14 protein-coding genes are annotated in these 17,807 nt (G+C 48.1%); 6 read left to right on the forward strand and 8 right to left on the reverse strand.

Going from position 1 to position 17,807, the window contains the following annotated elements:
* Position 1: 1 nt before the first annotated feature.
* Entirely contained in the window at positions 2-2,332 is a 2,331-nt protein-coding gene (locus tag DESPODRAFT_RS04365; RefSeq protein WP_004071659.1) for an FAD-dependent oxidoreductase, read from the forward strand.
* A 201-nt stretch (positions 2,333-2,533) separates the two neighbouring features.
* Here the strand turns inward: DESPODRAFT_RS04365 and DESPODRAFT_RS04370 are convergent, their stop codons facing one another.
* Positions 2,534-2,752, reverse strand: a complete 219-nt coding sequence (locus DESPODRAFT_RS04370; RefSeq protein WP_004071661.1) for a Nif11-like leader peptide family natural product precursor — start codon at positions 2,750-2,752, stop codon at positions 2,534-2,536.
* 318 nt (positions 2,753-3,070) lie between these two features.
* Between DESPODRAFT_RS04370 and modA the strand changes: the two genes are divergently transcribed.
* From modA to modC, 3 genes are read left to right on the forward strand one after another with little or no spacing between them, the layout of a single operon-like run.
* Positions 3,071-3,826 (forward strand): molybdate ABC transporter substrate-binding protein, encoded by a 756-nt coding sequence (modA, locus tag DESPODRAFT_RS04375; RefSeq protein WP_004071663.1) that lies wholly within the window; start codon positions 3,071-3,073, stop codon positions 3,824-3,826.
* 8 nt (positions 3,827-3,834) lie between these two features.
* Entirely contained in the window at positions 3,835-4,533 is a 699-nt protein-coding gene (gene modB / locus DESPODRAFT_RS04380) for a molybdate ABC transporter permease subunit (protein WP_004071665.1), read from the forward strand.
* A 2-nt stretch (positions 4,534-4,535) separates the two neighbouring features.
* Positions 4,536-5,591 (forward strand): molybdenum ABC transporter ATP-binding protein, encoded by a 1,056-nt coding sequence (gene modC, locus DESPODRAFT_RS04385; protein WP_004071666.1) that lies wholly within the window; start codon positions 4,536-4,538, stop codon positions 5,589-5,591.
* Positions 5,592-5,597: 6 nt separating this feature from the next.
* Here modC and DESPODRAFT_RS04390 read toward each other — a convergent pair whose 3' ends face one another.
* The 5 genes from DESPODRAFT_RS04390 to DESPODRAFT_RS04415 all read right to left on the reverse strand — a co-directional run bounded on the left by DESPODRAFT_RS04390 (position 5,598) and on the right by DESPODRAFT_RS04415 (position 15,347).
* Entirely contained in the window at positions 5,598-9,812 is a 4,215-nt protein-coding gene (locus DESPODRAFT_RS04390; protein ID WP_004071668.1) for an acyl-CoA dehydratase activase, read from the reverse strand.
* A 111-nt stretch (positions 9,813-9,923) separates the two neighbouring features.
* Complete coding sequence (locus DESPODRAFT_RS04395; protein ID WP_004071670.1) at positions 9,924-11,096, reverse strand: metallophosphoesterase; 1,173 nt, start codon at positions 11,094-11,096, stop codon at positions 9,924-9,926.
* The gene (locus DESPODRAFT_RS04400) at positions 11,089-13,395 is read right to left on the reverse strand and encodes an efflux RND transporter permease subunit (protein WP_004071671.1); all 2,307 of its coding nucleotides are present in this window, start codon (positions 13,393-13,395) and stop codon (positions 11,089-11,091) included. Before DESPODRAFT_RS04400 ends, DESPODRAFT_RS04395 begins: the two co-directional genes overlap by 8 nt.
* 113 nt (positions 13,396-13,508) lie before the next feature.
* Entirely contained in the window at positions 13,509-13,988 is a 480-nt protein-coding gene (locus DESPODRAFT_RS04405; RefSeq protein WP_004071673.1) for a DUF2058 domain-containing protein, read from the reverse strand.
* 576 nt (positions 13,989-14,564) lie between these two features.
* Complete coding sequence (locus DESPODRAFT_RS04415; protein WP_004071675.1) at positions 14,565-15,347, reverse strand: alpha/beta fold hydrolase; 783 nt, start codon at positions 15,345-15,347, stop codon at positions 14,565-14,567.
* Positions 15,348-15,600: 253 nt separating this feature from the next.
* Here DESPODRAFT_RS04415 and htpX point away from each other — a divergent pair, with 253 nt between their 5' ends.
* Complete coding sequence (htpX, locus tag DESPODRAFT_RS04420; protein WP_004071678.1) at positions 15,601-16,551, forward strand: zinc metalloprotease HtpX; 951 nt, start codon at positions 15,601-15,603, stop codon at positions 16,549-16,551.
* Positions 16,552-16,578: 27 nt separating this feature from the next.
* Here htpX and DESPODRAFT_RS21835 read toward each other — a convergent pair whose 3' ends face one another.
* Positions 16,579-16,686: a hypothetical protein gene (locus tag DESPODRAFT_RS21835; RefSeq protein ID WP_371905006.1), complete on the reverse strand. Its 108-nt coding sequence runs from the start codon at positions 16,684-16,686 to the stop codon at positions 16,579-16,581.
* 46 nt (positions 16,687-16,732) lie between these two features.
* Complete coding sequence (locus DESPODRAFT_RS04425; protein ID WP_004071680.1) at positions 16,733-17,200, reverse strand: Lrp/AsnC family transcriptional regulator; 468 nt, start codon at positions 17,198-17,200, stop codon at positions 16,733-16,735.
* Between the two features lie 276 nt (positions 17,201-17,476).
* Between DESPODRAFT_RS04425 and DESPODRAFT_RS04430 the strand changes: the two genes are divergently transcribed.
* Positions 17,477-17,782, forward strand: coding sequence for an isoamylase early set domain-containing protein (locus DESPODRAFT_RS04430; RefSeq protein ID WP_004071681.1), 306 nt, complete (start codon positions 17,477-17,479; stop codon positions 17,780-17,782).
* Positions 17,783-17,807 lie beyond the last annotated feature (25 nt).

Consider the following 17,807-nt stretch of genomic DNA (forward strand, 5'->3'; position numbering starts at 1 on the left):
TATGAAAAGAAGCGACTATATTTTTGTAGCAGGTAAACGAGACGAAAAACGGATCTCCTCGCGGGTTCTTGAAGAGATTATTCAACAGCACGCCAAAAAGGGCAACAGAAAGCTTGAAATCCAGGCTTTTGGTCAGCACGGCATTGGCGGACGACTCTGGGAGTCAGCCCCCGACACGATGGAGATCCGTATCATTGGTCACTCCGGCCAGCGCACAGGCTCTCTGGGCACACCCTATACCAGAATAGAGGTCATGGGTCCAGCCTCGGATGATATTGGCTGGCTCAATGCCGGTGCTGAAATTATTGTCCATGGATCGGCCTCCAACGGAGCCATGAACGGCGCAGCCCAGGGCAAGGTCTTTGTGGGCGGCTGTATTGGCGCCCGTGGTATGACCATGACCAAGCGTAACCCCAGATTTGAACCCCCCGAGTTGTGGGTACTGGGGGCGGCAGGCGATTATTTCGGTGAATTTATGGCAGGCGGCATTGCTGTTATCTGTGGTGTAAACGCCCCTAATCCGGATCAGCTTCTGGGCTACAGGCCTCTGGTAGGCATGGTGGGCGGAAAGGTTTTTGTGCGTGGCCAGGCCCAAAGTTATTCCGACAAGGATGCCAAGGAAGTGGACCTTGATGATAAGGAGTGGGAATGGCTGACCCTGGGTCTTAAGGATTTTTTGAAGAAAATCAAACAGCCGGATCTGTTTAAAGAGTTGGCTGTACGAAAAGCGTGGCGGTTGTTTGAAGCCAAAAATCCCCAGGAAAAGGCAGATGGGCCGGATCGAAAGTCCATGTCGTGGTTCAGGGAGCAGATCTGGGATATGGAGCTTGGCCGCGGCGGTCTGATAGGAGATCTTCAGGAAACGCAAAAGGGTACCATACCGGTTATTACCAGAGGTGAGTATAGAAGATATGTCCCGGTCTGGGAACAGGGAAAATATATCTCGCCCTGTCAGGCATCCTGTCCCACCGGAATTCCGGTCCAGCAGCGCTGGGCCATGGTCCGGGCTGATAATATTGACGAAGCCATATCCATGGGTCTTGAGTACTCCCCGTTTCCGGCCACTGTGTGCGGTCACCTGTGTCCCAGCCCGTGTATGGCATCCTGTACCCGAAATATGTCCTATATGGCACCCATCAATGTTCGTCTTCTGGGGCAGGCTGCCCAGAATATCAAACCGCCAAAACCGGCCCAAGAAACCCATAAAAAAGTGGCTGTCATCGGTGGCGGCCCGGGTGGTATTTCTGCTGCCTGGCAACTTACCATGAAAGGACACACCGTCACGATATTTGAAGCCGGTAAGACCATTGGCGGAAAAATTTCTGCTGTAATTCCTGAATCCCGAATTCCTGCCGATACCCTGAATGCGGAACTTGACCGGATAAAGTCTTATATAAAGGATATAAGACTGGGAGAGAAAATTGATGCGGAAAAGTTCAATGAGATAAAAAACAGCCATGACTATGTTGTGGTGGCTGCCGGTGCAAAAAAACCCAGATCCCTTCCCATCAAGGGGGTGGAGCGGGCCCTCTTTGCCAATGATTTCCTTGAGCAGGCCAAGGCGGACAAGATAAAACCAGGCAAAAAGATCGTGGTCATCGGTGCCGGTAATGTGGGTTGTGATGTGGCCACTGAAGCCCATCGACTGGGTGCTGTTGATATAACCCTTATTGATGTCCAGAAACCGGCTGCATTCGGCAAGGAAAGAGAGGATGCCGAAAAATGCGGTGCTCAATTCCGCTGGCCGTTATTCACCAAAGAGATTAATGCCAAAGGGGTTGAACTTCAGAGTGGAGAAATTCTGCCGGCCGATACAGTGGTGATCTCCATTGGAGATGTGCCTGATCTCTCCTTCCTTGGGGAAGGGATTGAGCTTAATAGAGGATTTGTCAAGGTGGATGAAGCCGGTCGGTCTTCGGATGAAAAGGTTTTTGCGATTGGGGATGCTGTAGGTCCCGGACTTATCACCGATGCCATCGGGGCAGGCAGACGGACAGCTACGGTCATTGATCAGCTCCTCAAGGGCCAGGTGCCGGATATCGAAAGCCTTGCCCCCATGATCGATACCCGGCGTGTAAGTCTGACCTATTATAACCCCAGGCAGGATGCCGACAATATAGAATCGTGCGGTGAGGACTGTGCCTCCTGTGGAAATTGCAGGGATTGCGGTATCTGCGTGGCAGTTTGTCCAGAAGCGGCCATCAGCCGGAAGGAAAAGGAAACCGGTTTTGAATACGTGGTCGATGAATCCAAATGCATTGGATGCGGATTTTGCAAAGGGGCCTGCCCCTGCGGTATATGGGAACTTATACCCAACACGCCTCTGATGTAAACAAAGCAATAATTAGGATCAAATCAACGCGTTGATTTGATCCTAATTATTGATAACTGCAGAATTATTTTTACCAGAATAGCAATGCTGCCGTGGACCGAATGGACAGCGTGAACGCCTAAATCCGTTATTCAGGTTGATTTCATGTTTTGTTGTGGGCTGAATCCGGGGTGTCCGATGGACCAGATCAGCCCGTGGCGGTTATACCCAAATTCCTTTCTTTGGCGGATTGCCATACGAATCGAAAGAATCTCCATTCGTCTTCAATACTGCTTGGAGGTCTTCCACAGTAAATTCAAAACCATCTTCCTTTGCCATGGCACAAAATTTTTCCATTGAAAAACAGTTGTCGTACTTTACACGGAATTTGCGGTCATCTGCACCTTTATCTAAAAAAGCCTGAACGTTTTCTTCTGACATTTTACTTCTCCATTAATTAATTGGTTAAATAACTACAAAAAGAATGCAAACAGTGTTCCATTATTAATAAAAAATACCCGTATTTTTTATATCTTTGGAGTATCATTGTAAAAATTCTTTTTTTTATCTGTTTTTAAAACGGCAATAGTCGCTTGAAAATATGGCTTGACATTGTTTTGGCGTCGATGCTAATCGTAGCCATGCGCTGATCTTGGATATTGATACCCCGGTTCGACCCAAAATAACACATAAAAGTAATGAAATTGCGCCTTTTGACTTTCATTTAAAACATATAAATACAAAAAAGGAGTATTTGATGTGAAAAAGATATGTGGAATTAACATTTTTGTTCTTTTTATAGTGATGGTGTTCATTGCCCAGGCCTACGCCGACCAAGTGCGTGTTTCAGTGGCAAAAAGTATGAGTAATTTGTGCAATAATTTGATCGTAAAGTTTCAGGCGCAGCATCCGGATGTCAAAATTGTTCCAAATTTTGCGTCATCCGGCGCTTTGGCAAAGCAAATAGAGCAGGGGGCGCCTGCAGATATCTATATTTCCGCCAACCCGAAGTGGATGACATATTTGATTGAAAAGGGTAAGATTAAGACAGATACCGAAAAAATATTTGCCCACAATGCGTTGGTTTTTGTGGGTAAGTCAAGTACGAACGCCCATTCCATAGGCGATTTGCGGAAATTGACGCGTGTTGCGATAGGTAGTCCCAGCAGCGTGCCGGCCGGGCAGTATGCAAAGCAGGCGATGGATAAAGAGGGGATATATGATGAAATGCTCAAGAACGGACAACTGATCATGGCAAAAGACGTTCGCCAGGCGCTGATCTATGCCGATCGGGGAGAGACCGATGGTGCGTTTGTTTACAAAACAGATGCGATGCTCGCCAGCAGTGCCAAGATTCTGTTTGAAGTGCCCCGTGAGCTTTATAATCAGGTAACCTATCCGGCTGCAATGACAAAGGCGAGTGACGGGAACGCCGATGCCAAGCTGTTTTATGACTATATTGTTTCTGAAGCGGCCCATCCGGAAATGGTCCGGCTTGGTTTTACATTGCCCTGATATTGGTTATGGCAAGTGAGATTGCGATGTTGTCATTTTCTTCCCAGGATCTGTCTGCCATTGTGCTTTCCCTGAAGGTCGCCTGTTCGGCGACCTTGATTTCCACCCCCTTTGGTATTGCTTGCGGGTATTTTCTTGCCTTCGGCAAAACCAGAGGGAAAGCGTTGCTGGAAGGGATTATCAGTCTGCCGTTGGTTTTGCCGCCGGTTGTGGTCGGATATTTGTTGCTGCTCTCCTTCGGGTCCAACGGTATCATTGGTAAATTTTTGAACATGTTGGGTATCCAGGTGGTTTTTTCTCTTACCGGTGCGGTCATTGCCTCGGCGGTTGTCGGGTTCCCCCTGATGGTCCGTTCGATCCGTATCGGTATGGAGGCGGTGGACCAATCCTATGTTTCCGTGTCACGAACCCTTGGTGCGGGATGGTGGGACAGTTTTTTTACCATTGTCCTGCCATTGAGCGGCCGGGCGATTTTTGCCGGGATGTCGTTGATGTTTGCCAGAAATCTCGGTGAGTTCGGGGCAACCGTTATCCTTGCCGGCAATATCCCGGGGGTGACACAGACAATTCCCCTGGCAATCTATGAATATACCTCTGTTCCGGGTGGCGATCGGATGGCGCTGACGCTTTGTCTGGTCTCCATCAGCCTTTCTTTTGCCATCCTGCTTGTTAGTGAGGGCATAAACAGCAGGTTTGGGAGACGATAGCGGTGCAGTTGGATGTTGAGTTGAAAAAAAGTTTTAAGAATTTTACCCTTGATGTTGCCTTTCACCTCTCCTCACCAAGGACTGGAATTTTTGGCCCGTCAGGGAGCGGAAAATCAACGATTATGAATTTGCTGTCCGGTCTGGAGTTGCCGGACAGCGGTTATATTCGATTGGGTGATGCCGTTCTTTTTGATGCAAAAAAAAAGATTAATTTGAAGCCGGATCAGCGTAACGTTGGTGTTGTGTTTCAGCATGCCCATTTATTTCCGCACATGAGCGTTAAAAGAAATATCTTCTATGGATATAAACGGGTCAAGCTGGAAAATAGACGAATTGATCCTGATGGTCTTTTTAAGGTGCTTGGTATTACACAGCTTTTGTCACGAGATGTTTCTACACTGTCAGGTGGGGAGCGGCAGCGCATTGCCCTGGCAAGGACGGTTCTGTCAAATCCTCAGCTTATCCTCATGGATGAGCCGCTTTCGGCTTTGGACGAGGGGCATAAATTCCAGATTATTCCTTACTTGAAAAATGTCTTCGACAACTACGGTATTCCCATGATTTTCATCAGTCATTCGGTGCTGGAGATGCGGATGATGACCGATGAGGTTCTGATGATTCAAAAGGGTCGTGTTCTGCAGCACGGTGCGACTGAGGAACTGGTGAAAAAATCCTGGGGCAGGGGGCTTGAAAGTTATGTCAATTTGATTCATCTGGGTGGCGCGTCACCCTATAAGGATCTTTTTTTATATAAATGGGGTGACGCGCGTCTCATTCTCACTGAACCGGCAGAAGGTGAAAATAATCTTTTTGAACTCGATTCTCGTGATATTCTTCTGTTTAAACGGCATCCGGAAGCAACAAGTGCCAGAAACCTTTTGGAGTGCACTGTGACCGATATCTATAGCAGCGGAAATCGTGTGCGTGTTGAGCTTGTCTGTGGTAATGAACACCTGATTGCCCAGATCGTTCCCGAATCCGTACATGAATTGGGGATTGAAGAAGGCGCACTGGTGGTGGCGGCAATAAAGGCATCGGCGTTTAAGAAAATATTCTAAGTGTCCTTAGGACGAATTCCAACACCGGAAATTTCCCTTTCCGGGTGCCCCTGGTGTCAGGTTTGACAGATAGGTATCGATAATATCACAATTGCTGTGTTCGCCATCAAAAAACAGATTGATGACCGGTGTTGCGTACTGTTTCTGTATGGATTGGAATATTCCGGCGGTAATATTGCCGGGCATACAACCGAACGGTGCACAGTTAACCACCAGATCCGCCCCGGATTTCATGAATTCAATGGCCCTGCCCAATGTGATAATGGCTTCACCTTTAAAATCAATGGACAGATATCTTGATCCCTGGTTAATGGTCGTTTCGATATCCGGCTCCTCCCGTTCATCCAGAATCGGGCAGACCAGACGGGTCCAGACCAGCTCATGCTGGTGCAGATATCGATTCTGGAAAAAACTGTTGATCTGGCTCAGCCGGTTTTGGTGCCGGCTTGCCAGAAACGCCATATGGGAGGTGTACTGCAGCCATTCGCAGATGGGGGTAAGCCAGACTTCTGCACCGGCCTGTTCGATCCTCCGGACCAGATCCTTGTTAATGAACCGGTTATTTCTGACATATATTTCCCCCACAATGCCGACTAAAGGCTTTTGACCGGTTTTGACCGGTATGTCCAGGAATTCATCCCTGGCCTTTTTCATCATTCTTTTAATATCAAGCCCGTTTTCAAAGGCGTGGGCCAGATTCCGGGCATGTTTTTGATACATGGCTTCAGTCTGCCCCTCTTTTCTTTCATAGGGTTTGATCCGGCAGCGCATTTTAAACAGGATGTCGCTGATCACGGTTCCCAGCCACATCTTTCGGCGGATATTATCGCTCATATACTGATAATTGTCCACGCTGCTCCATGATACGATGGGGATATCTGTGTATCCCATCTTGTTCAAAACGATCCTGTCCAGCAGGCAATACTGGCCGAAACGACACGGGCCGCTGGCCGTGGGCATAAACAGTGCGTGTCCGCGGGTTGTGTCTTCTCCGTTATCCTTAAGCATTGCCATTAATGCACCGATGGTTGCCGGATAGGGCGCGCACTCACCGCCGCGGGTCAGGGATCGACCTAAAAGAAATGAATGATTGTTTTCCATGGGCAAGACGTCTGCACAGATGCCTGAATTCCGGAAAATGGCTGCAATCATCTCAGGATGCGCTTCACCCATGCGGGAGATCCATAATGTTCTGTGCCTGATCGCATCCGGAGAGTTATCCGGCAGGTTCAGGACATATCTTGGCACCTGTCGGACCTGGTTGGCTGCCAGAACATCGGCAAAGGCTTCAAGACGGGTCATATATCCTGTGTCTGCCCCATGTTCATCCATCTCCAGGGTGAGCATGGGCTTATCCCCCATGATTTCTTCAACATATGTCTGAATGAAAGAATCCGGACCGCAGCCAAAATTACTCAAATACACTGCAAACAGATTGGGTGTACGGGCAATGATCCGGGCTGCCTCCAGTATCTTTCTGCCTTCATTCCAGAACATATTGTTGAACTCTTTGCCTAAATCTTCCTCATCCAGATTCAGGTATTCCAGGGGCAGAACCGTAAAGCCGAGCGTGGAGAGCTTTTCCGGCAGAGACAGGTTGGCGCCGGCATCAAAGACGTTATAGGGCCGTCCAAGGATGACAATGGCCGGAGCACCATCCGAGTTGATTTGAGTCATGGCGTGCTGCCCGGCTTTATTGACTTCTGTTTCAAACGCATGTTTGGTTTCCCAAGCCTGCTCCCAGGCCAGGCTTATCTGATCTTTACTTTTTTTCAAAGTGTGCCCGATATCTGAAACCAGGCGGTCAACCGCGGTTTTTTTATCCCATCTGAAATCGATGGTGGCGGTCAGCAGTCGATCGGTGTCCAGGCCGTTCATGTGAAATGCCGATCGTATCAGTCCCGGCAGGGCCATATTGTATGGGCAGAAATAGGCCTGGCTGCTTTTGTGCGTTATATTGCGTTCACTGATGCTGCAAGGTACAAATACCCGATTTGCATGTTGTCTGGTCAGCAGATACTGGATATGTCCATGGGCCAATTTGACCGGTTGACAATAGTCTGCACCCACCCAGTTTGCAGCCATCCGGATAATCTGGGGCGAGGTGGGCCTGGAAAGAACGAGCCTGTAACCCAGTGCGGCAAAAAAACGCTGCCAGAACGGATAATAACTGTAACTTAGCAGCGCATTGGGCAAATGTATTACTGGCGCATCTTCGGGCAACTGAGGGTCGTTTCCGATGGTTTTCCAGATATGCTCCCGCTGTCTGAAAAATTTGAATTCCGCATTCGTTTTGGCCTTGATATCGTTGCTCTCCCTGCCGCACAGATATCCCCAGGCTTGGGTTTTTTCTGAACCTTTTATGCGTAAATGGCTGATATTGCAGTTATTGGTACATAACCGGCAGGTATCAGAGGTCAAAAAGAGATCTTTTTCAGAAAACCGCAGACCGGTGAATTGAGATGGGCAGCCCCGCTGCGCCATCTTCTGTTTGGTTAAAATAGCAACGCCTAAACTTCCCATGACATGACAGTAGGGAGACACGACGATCCTGGTGTTCAAGAGGGCTTCAAATGCCGCCACCAGCCCCTTGTTTTTTGCGGTTGCACCCTGGAAGAGTATCTTTTTTGTCGAGCAGTACCGGTTGCCGACAACCTTATTCAGATAGTTCTGGGCCACAGAATAGAGGATGCCGCCCATGACCTCGGTGGGTGAAAACCCCTGTTGAAGAAGCCTTGTAATATCCTGTCCCATAAAAACCGTACATCTGTCTGATGTGACAGGTGCCCTTACGCCAACCACCCGGTCGCCGATGGAACGAAGATCGAGTCCGGTCTTGTGACTGACCTCTTCAATAAAGGAACCTGTGCCGGCCGCGCAGACGTAATTCATGTTCATCTCGTGAAGATGCCCATTTACGGCATGAATGTATTTTGAATCCTGTCCTCCGATCTCAAAAATTGTATCAATTTCGGGGTCAACCTTCATTGCCCCTTTGAGGTGGGCGGTGATTTCGTTGGTGATGTTATCTGCCTTGATAACCATCCCCACCAGTTTCCGGCCGGATCCGGTGGTGCCTGCGCCTAAGATTTCAATGGATCCTTTCCGGCGCTCCACCAGTTCACGCAGGGCAGAAAAGAGTTTTGCCGTTGCTTTTAGAGGGTTGCCGCCGGTTTTTCTGTAAATGTCCAGAATCACGTTTTCGTTCCGGTCAATCATCACCAGCTTGGTGGAGGTGGAACCGACATCTATCCCAAGAAAACCGCTCAGCTGACCATTGCCCGGCCATCTGGTAATTCTGACCTCATTGCCGTCTCTGTCCGTATACCCGTATTCAACCTTGAAAGTCGGATAAACGGAACGTTCAATCACCAGAGGCGGCCGGGTCGCCTGGAGTGGCGCCTGAATGTCTTGAGTATCTTTAGACCAGTCAATGGTCTTGCTGACGGGTTTTGCCAGCAAAGCCGCGCCATGGGCACCGATTTCCTGGGGATTGTCCACATAAACCATCCCGTGGTCTGATAATTCCTGTCCCAGCCAGTGCATCACATGGGGGTTTTGAGCCACCCCGCCGATTACCGCGGTCTTTCCAACCGGTTTCTTTCCTTTAAACAGGGTCGAGATGATGGTGCGGGCTATGCTTTTGCAGATACCGTTCCACATGTCCGCCGGCGGATATCCTTCCTGCTGTCTGTGAATAAGATCACTTTTGGCAAATACGGCGCAACGGGTTGCCATTGAGGGCGGATCAGCAATGAAGGGCAATTTTGCAGCATCACTGGCGCTGATGCCCATGCGAACAGCCTGTTCGTCCAGGAAAGAGCCGGTTCCTGCAGCACACAGGGTGTTGGTCTGATAGTCAAGCAGCCGGCCTGTAGTATCCATTTGAATCAGGGAAAGCGAACTGCTGCCGATATTGATGATCTGATGGATTGATCCGATTTTTTTGCGGACACCACAGAGGACGGCCGTTAACTCATTTTCGACCTGGATGCCCATCAAACCGGCAACAGGCCCGGCATACCTCCCGATAACGGCCAGGGACAATGTCTGATTGGGCACTATATGGTATTGGGTCAATTCCCGGGTTGTTTTCAAGATGTCACCCTGATGGGGCAGGCTTTTTTCCAATACGGGTTTTTCATATTCATCAAGGATAACTAATTTCACAAATGCAGACCCGATATCAAGTCCCATGCTCATCCCGGGTTTTCGCGCCATCAGTGCTCCCCTGTTTCAATAAAATTCATATGCTGCGAAATATTCTAATATCACTGGAATTAAAATAAACGCTCATGATGCTATGATGCTTAATACCTGTCAATAGAATTATCACCCCCCAAAGGAGTGCAGGATATGCTCCTTGAATCCCGCGGGTGAAATCTTTAGAAATCCGGTCCGGTTTCCACCGTCTTTCGGATTGATATGTCCCAGGGGCAGGGTCGTCAGATGCTTGATGAGCCCTGGATCGGATCGGTGTGCGTTGAATTCCGGATTTGAGACCTCCGTTGCCTTGAGGTTTGATTTTTCAATCAGAAAATATCTGGCCGTATGGGTATGGGATGACACAAGGGCGATATTTTTCCGGGTATCCCTCAAGATCTTTAATAGCCCGCCGCCGTTATTGAGAATGGTGCTGTAACATAGTTTTTGTTCCCTTCTGAGCCGGTCAAAGGTATCAATGGAAAGATGGTATGTCTTTCCGAGCCGGCTTTTTTTCGGATTGATCAGCGGGGTATGCTGAAACAGAAGAATATCCTGGCTGTCACACGTTGACAGCATCCCTTGCAGGATTTTGAGTTCCTCGTTGTCAAAGCCTTCTGAATCATAGGAAATCATACGGGCACCTACCACCTGCCTGATATATTTCAGCCAGTTAACGGCTCGTGCAAACGCATCACAACCACTGTCCATGAAAATGCAGTGATAATTTCCTATGGTTAAACCCTGGCTTGTTCTGATGCCACGGTGTAATGTATCAAAACCGTGCCCTTTTTTATTGACCATGATGGATGACAGTTCCCATGGTCCTCTGAAGGCATGGTGACCGATATCGTGTTTGTGTTTGTTTCTGAGCGATTTGGGAAGATTGATATGATCTGTTCCCCAAATGGCATAGTTATATGCTTCCCTGCGGTAATCATGGTTTCCTGGAATAGCGTGGTACGGCTTTTTCAGACGGTAGATCATCTGGTTGAACAGATCCAGATTTGAAGGCCGCCTATTATGAGGCCTGTTTTTAAACAGGTCGACAAGGCAAAGAAAGTCGCTAAAATAATAATCAATTGAATCCCCGTTGTTAATGACCGCTTTTACATGCGGACTCCGGTTGATCCAGTCAATGAACCGGTTCAATTCCCTGTTCGGGTTCAGGAAAGGAGTCTTGTGGGCGGCTGCTTGTCCCAGGCATTGAGCAATGTGATCCCAGCTTTTTGAAACATGGGTATCACTGAACACAACAATCTGTTGGTTTGAGGTGTCCATATTTGATGACGGTTCAACCATGAAGCCGCTGCTGCGGAGATCTGATACAAAGGCGAGATGAGAAAATGATGGCGGACGCCGGCAGGAGCAAGGTGTCTCCTAAAAGGGCAAGGATCATGATCACGGCGCTTAACGCGCCAAAATTCATGGTGGGCACGAACCTGCTGAACACCATCACGCCGAATCCCATGGCAAGGATTAATGAAGACAGAATAATGGCCCGGCCCTTTACCTGGAGTGTGTTAAAAACAGCCTGCCTGATATCCGCACCCCAGGCCAGATGGGTCTTAAATTCCGTGAGAAAATGGATGGTATCGTCTACGGCAATACACACAGCCATCGTTGCAATGAGTGCGGTTGCCGTATTTAAAGGGATGTTGAACAACCCCATGATGCCGAAATTCAATACAATGGGAAACAGGTTGGGAAGAATACTCAGCATCCCAAGGGGAAAGGATCTGAGTACAAAAAATATAATCAGTATAATAATAACTGCCGTTATGGTCAGGCTTAACACCTGACCGCGGACCAGGGCGCTGATGGTATTGACCTCCTGCAGAACCAGGCCGGAAATTTGTATTTGCAGGCCTCTGGTATCCATGGTTTGCGTCTGATTTTTGATCAATTTGATGAGTTCAGCCTGATCCCGGGTGGAGTGAAGGCCTATCCTGACGGACATTCGCGCATGATCAAAGGATGGGTTTATTAAATTTTGAATGTCGTCGGGATTGCCGATCAACAATAGCTGGGAGATCAGGTTTGCGTTTTTAGGAATCCGGTAGAACTCCGGCGCGTTATTATGAAAGCAGCGGTTGAGATCTTTTATAAAATCAACAAGGGAGAGTGTCTTGTCCACGCCTGCCATGCGGGCAATATGCAGCTGCAGGGTCTGGATAACTTCCAGGGTTTCAGGCTGCTTAAATGCATCCGGCTCAACGGCCTTAAAAGATATATCAATGGTATTGGTACCGGCAAGCTCCTTTTCCACAAACCGGGTAGATTGGTACACCGGGCTGTCTGAACGGAAATATGCCAGAAGGTTGGTATCCACAGTAATGGTTGACGCCAGCCATATTGACACAAGGATCAGGAGGATACCGGTAGTAAGGATCATGCGGTAATGCCTGAATATCGATTCTGAAAGGTGTGAGAAAAAACCGGGGAGATTCAGTCGGTTCGAGGGGCATCGGTTATGGATTCCGACAATTTTTTGTTGATTAAACAAAAGCATGAACGCCGGTATAAAGGTAAACGCGAAACAAAATTCAAACAGGATGCCCATTGAGGAGACAATAGCAAATTCCCTGATCGGCGGGATATCACTCACGTACAAAGATAAAAAACCGATAAAAGTCGTCAGGGTGGTCAAAAAACAGGGACGGATCAGCGCTAAAAGAACTTTCGCATAGACCTTTTCCACCTTATGATGAGGTTCATACCGGTGTCGGATCAGGTGGGAAAAAATATGGACCGTATCGCAAAGGGCCAAGGCCATGACCACCGGCGGCACCATGGTAGTGACATTGTTCAGCGTAATATCCAGCATGGGAAACAGTCCCATGGTGCATCCAACACAAAGGGATGTATAGACCATGGCAACCAGTGTCAAACGGATGTTTCTGAAAAATAGAAACACGGCCAGGGCAATGAAGCCATAAGAGACCGGAATAAAGAGGGCGAGATCCTGTTTCATATACCGGGCAAGCACGGTATTGGTCACGGTCCATCCGGCAATATGAACAGGGCCGGTTTTATCCTTATACCGTTCAAGTACGGCCCGGGTTCCGGCAATGATCCGGTTTCTAAACCCTGAATGATCCGGTTGGTTATGGAGAAAGATCACGATGGCTGCTGTGTTTCCGTCCGAAGACAACAGGTTTTTCAGGTATAAAGGGTTCTGGATTGCCCGCTGCCTTAATTTTTCAAGAAGATGGGGCGCTTCAGGGATGGTTTCCAGAAACTGGCGGATGACAACATTATCTTCTTCACCAATGGTTTCGCTCACATTGGCAAGACTTTTAATCTCCCGTATACCGTCAATACCGGCCAGATCATTGGTGATTGATTTTAATAAGCCCAGATTGGCAGCCGTAAAAAGATTCTGTTTTTTAAACGCGACAATGAAAAATTCGTCATTGCCAAAAATTGATTTTAACGCCTTGTAAAAAATGACATCCCGGTGATTTTCATTAGCGAAATAATCGACATTTTCAACAATTCTAAGGTCAGGAATCCGGATCAGAAAGGGAATGGCAATCAGAACGGACAAAAACAGCACAGTATTTTTACGGGCAAGCATCCGGCTTATCAGCTGTGCCATAGATCTCTTTTCATTCTTGTCAGCAGCAGGTGAGATCCATGTAGAATGGAAACCTGCGTTTTGTCAAGGCGAGTCATTATTTTATCGGAATTTTTTACGCATGAATACTTTGTCTATGACTCTTCTTCCGGCTTATGAAGTACCACCAAAGCATCTGGGTCACGGTCTGCTATTTTCCGGGCAACGTTAGCCGGAACTATTTCGTAAACACTATTCAGCGTCACAATAGCAAGCTCTCCTTGGCCAAGTTTTTTGGTGATTTCATCGTTAACGTAGAGTTTTTTTATCTTATTGCCGACCTTGAAATAGTATGGATTTTCGTACTTCCTCAGGTCCAGGTGGTTTTCCTCTATTAATTGCTTGACCTGAGCCAATTTCTCTTGTTTTTCTTTTTCCCGGTTGAACTGGCGGTTGAGTTCTGCGCTTCGTTTGGCCTGGGCTAACTGCTCTTGCCGGGTTTTGTTGATTTCAGGCGTGTTGTTCTTGCCTTTATTTTCTTTCCGCTGAGCCCGTTTCTCTTTGTTGGCTTTGTTCGCCTGCTTTTTATCAGCTACCCCGGCTTTCAGTAGCTGATCTTGTAAAGATAATCCCATTTATTCCCTCCCCCGTTGTAATTATCTTCACAATAATATAGCCAGCAGGACAGTAGTTCAACCATAATTGATTTTTGAAGTCAGGGCCATCTCGGGTTTCATCTCTTCTTCCCCAAATTTTTTTGTCAATAGTCCGGCTATAAACTAAAAATTTGTTCTTAAAAATTTCTAAATACTTCAAGGTTGCCGAGTCTCTAAAGCGCGGCAGCGACTGAAAGTGACATAGGATGATTTCTGCCACGAGTCGGCCGATCCCACCTATAAATCGGTCACGGGAGCTGATCCTCTTTTACTGCGACCACCGGTTGTTTATCTCTGAAAAAAACAGTTCGGCTCCAAAAGAAAAAATTCTGATGGAGCCCTGCCACTGCCGGCAAATGTGGGTTTCAATTCAAAAACAGAAAAAAAAGTACAAAAAGCCCGGCAAATCTCCTGTGTGTAAAGATGGTAGGATAGTTGCGGCTGCCTTTTGGATTGAATCTTAACCCATTTTTACAGACGTCATGAGGATTTCTGCTTCAAGGTATCAAGATTGCCTCTGTAGTAGACTGCCGCTTTGCCCAGACATTTGTTGTCTCATAAGAAATCAAGTAGCGCAGCATTAAATGCTTCCGATTGCTCAATGTTTGCCATATGACCGGCAGCGGACAACATGCAAAGTTGCGCGCCGGGAATCCGCTCGGCCAAATCCGTTGATTTTTCCGGCGGAATCGCCTTATCCTCGCGGGCGCCGATGACCAATACCGGGATACTCAGCTGAGGCAGCAACGACGATGAATCGCCCCGATCCCGAATCGACTCTAACCCCAAAACCAGACCGGAGGCAGAGGTCGCCGCCATCCAGCCGCGCACCTCCTCTACCAACTCAGGATGGGCAGCAACAGTCCCGTCCGCGAAAAGAAGCGGGGTAAAAGCATTTGACACCGCTTCCGGCCGACCTGCTTTAATCTCGGCGATCAGATGGTTGCGCTTGCCCCGGGCGGTTTCATCGTCCGCGTCAGCACGGGTGACGATAAAACAGGCAGCGGAAAATCGTTGAGGATAACGGGCCAGTAAGTTGAGCATCACATACCCGCCCATAGACATGCCGCCGACCACGGCTTTTTCGATACCGAGATAATCCAGCAGCGCGATCAGATCATCGGCCAACAGATCCGTCGAACCGACCTGGGTGCCCGACTCACTCTCCCCGAACCCCCTCAGGTCGGGAGTGACAGCCCGGAAACCGGCTGCGGCCAAAGCCTTCGCCTGGGGGCGCCACATTTGACGGCAAAGAGGAAATCCGTGAATCAACAATACTGCGGGACCTTCCCCTGCTTCATCATAAGCTAATTTAATACCGTTAAGCTCCGTTTGCATATAACCTCCCGAATAAGATTAAGATCAACAAGCATATCAGTTTTCTTCAGAACCATCATAACAGCTCCCTCTCCGCACAACAAGCCTTCAAAAAAAAGACGGTTTTTATTTAAACAAGATCGTATGGTATAAATTGATTATTCTGATCATGTGAATTGATTTTTTTGCCATAGGATTTATATTCTTTTCACGTATTGGCAAAGACGCATTTCAAGTGAATAGAACAAAACAAATATGAGTGTGGAGGAAAAATATGGCAAATCACTTTAAGACCGGCATGCTGCTGATCATGATGACCGGTTTGTTTCTGGTGCTCGGATATCTTTTGGCAGGACAGACCGGCATGTTTATTGCCCTGATTTTTGCCGGCGCCATGAATGTTTTTAGTTATTGGTATTCCGACAAGGTGGTTTTAAAAATGTACCGGGCTCAGCCCCTGGAGCGCTCCCAGGCCCCGGGTCTGTTTGATACCGTGGCCCGTCTTGCCCGTCAGGCGGGTTTGCCCATGCCCAAGATTTATCTTATTCCCGAATCAGCGCCCAATGCTTTTGCCACGGGCCGGAACCCGGAACACGCTGTTGTCGCCGTGACCCAGGGGCTGATGAACATGATGAATCAGGATGAGCTTGAAGGGGTGCTGGCCCATGAGCTGGGCCATGTAAAAAACCGCGACATCCTTATTTCTACAATTGTGGCTACCCTGGCCGGAGCCATCATGTGGATTGCCTCGATTGCCAGGTTTTCAGCTTTTTTCGGCGGCAGAGATGATGACGAGGGCGGCCTTGGAATTATTGGCGTGCTTGTGGTCTCCATGGTGGCCCCCATTGCCGCAATGATCGTTCAGATGGCCGTGTCCAGATCCAGGGAATACCTGGCAGATGCAACGGCCGCAAGTATTACCGGAAATCCCCATGGCCTGGCATCAGCGTTGTCAAAGCTGGGGGGCTTCAGCCGCAGCCGGACTCAGGTTGATGCCAGCCCCGCAACCGCGCATATGTTTATTGTCAATCCCTTGACCGGAAAGCAGATGATGAATCTGTTCTCCACCCATCCGCCTATTGAAGACCGTGTGGCCCGGCTCGTGGGATCGCAACCCCGGGGCCGGAATTTTTCCGGCAATTTCCGTCAGGAAGACAACAATACCCATTCTTCCGGCACAACCATGGAGGACCGGAGTCGATCATTCTGGGACAACATGTCCTGATAAAAAGGAGCATCATGTGCTTCTACATTAAAGACCAGTTTTTTCCCTTTGACCTTCCGTTAATTCAACGGTAACGGTGATTTTCAGGCCCGGGGGCGTTGCCGCTTCATGGCTGACGTCACTGTGTATACCCACGGTCTGCTCCTGGGGGAGTCATTTTGTTCTTCCCCTTCCGAATCCCTTAAGACGGGGCGATTTTAAAAAATTTGGAATCCGAGTGAAGCATGATATGCGTTTCAGTGGCCTCTACCCCCTCAATATTGCTCAACCCCTCTTCAAATATAAAAACATTGAGTTCCTTGATTGAATCGGCCAGTACCTCAACAAAAATATCATATTTCCCTGTGGAGACCCATACGGCGTTGACATTGGAGAGGGCCATGATTTCCTTAACGGCCTTGGCATGGTGGCTGCGCTTGATGTTGATGCCGAGAATGGCCGCCACTTTATTGGACATGGCAAAGGGGTTGACCCGGGCTTCAAGCTTGAGAATGCCCTGCTGGATCAGTCGGTTGACGCGGTTGCTCACTGTGCCTTCGGCCACACCCAGGTCTTTAGCAATACTTTTATATGATTTGCGGGCATCTTCCTGAAGTGCCAGTATAATCTGAATTTCAAGTTCATCCAGGCTCCCGTCTACCAATGTCATGATATTGTCGCTCCTTCGCAGCATGTTGATGAATCCGTATCTATATAATAGAAACATTGGCCGTGATCAAGGCGCTTGTTTCCCATTCACTGCCGGATTTGATGTAAGATGAAAATGCAGCAATGGTTTAATTAAGCGCCCAGAATTTAAAAAGTAAAAGGATCAACTCAGGATTTAAATACAAACTGTTGACACTGCGATTTTAAAAAATTAGAATAAATACGTTATCTTAGCTTTCAATGTGATATGTCATCTAAAATCATTTCGGAGGTTGTCATGTTTACAAAACAGTATCTTAAAACCAAAGATGTGTGCAGAGTCAGATTTAAAGTACGGAAAAAAGTGATTGGAACGGCAGAAACGGTGAATCTGGTTGGTGATTTCAACAATTGGGATGAAAAGGCCGGGGCCATGAAAAAACTCAAAAACGGTGATTTTTCTACGGTACTTGACCTTGAGCCGGAACGTTCCTACCAATTCCGTTATCTGGTGGATGATACCCGCTGGATCAATGATGAAAGCGCGGATATTTATCTGCCGTCTCCCTTTCATGGAGAAGACAACTCAGTTATCACGATATAGGTTTATCTGGCAATTAACGGCCTCA

It is taken from the genome of Desulfobacter postgatei 2ac9 (genome assembly GCF_000233695.2).
Lineage (GTDB): Bacteria > Desulfobacterota > Desulfobacteria > Desulfobacterales > Desulfobacteraceae > Desulfobacter > Desulfobacter postgatei.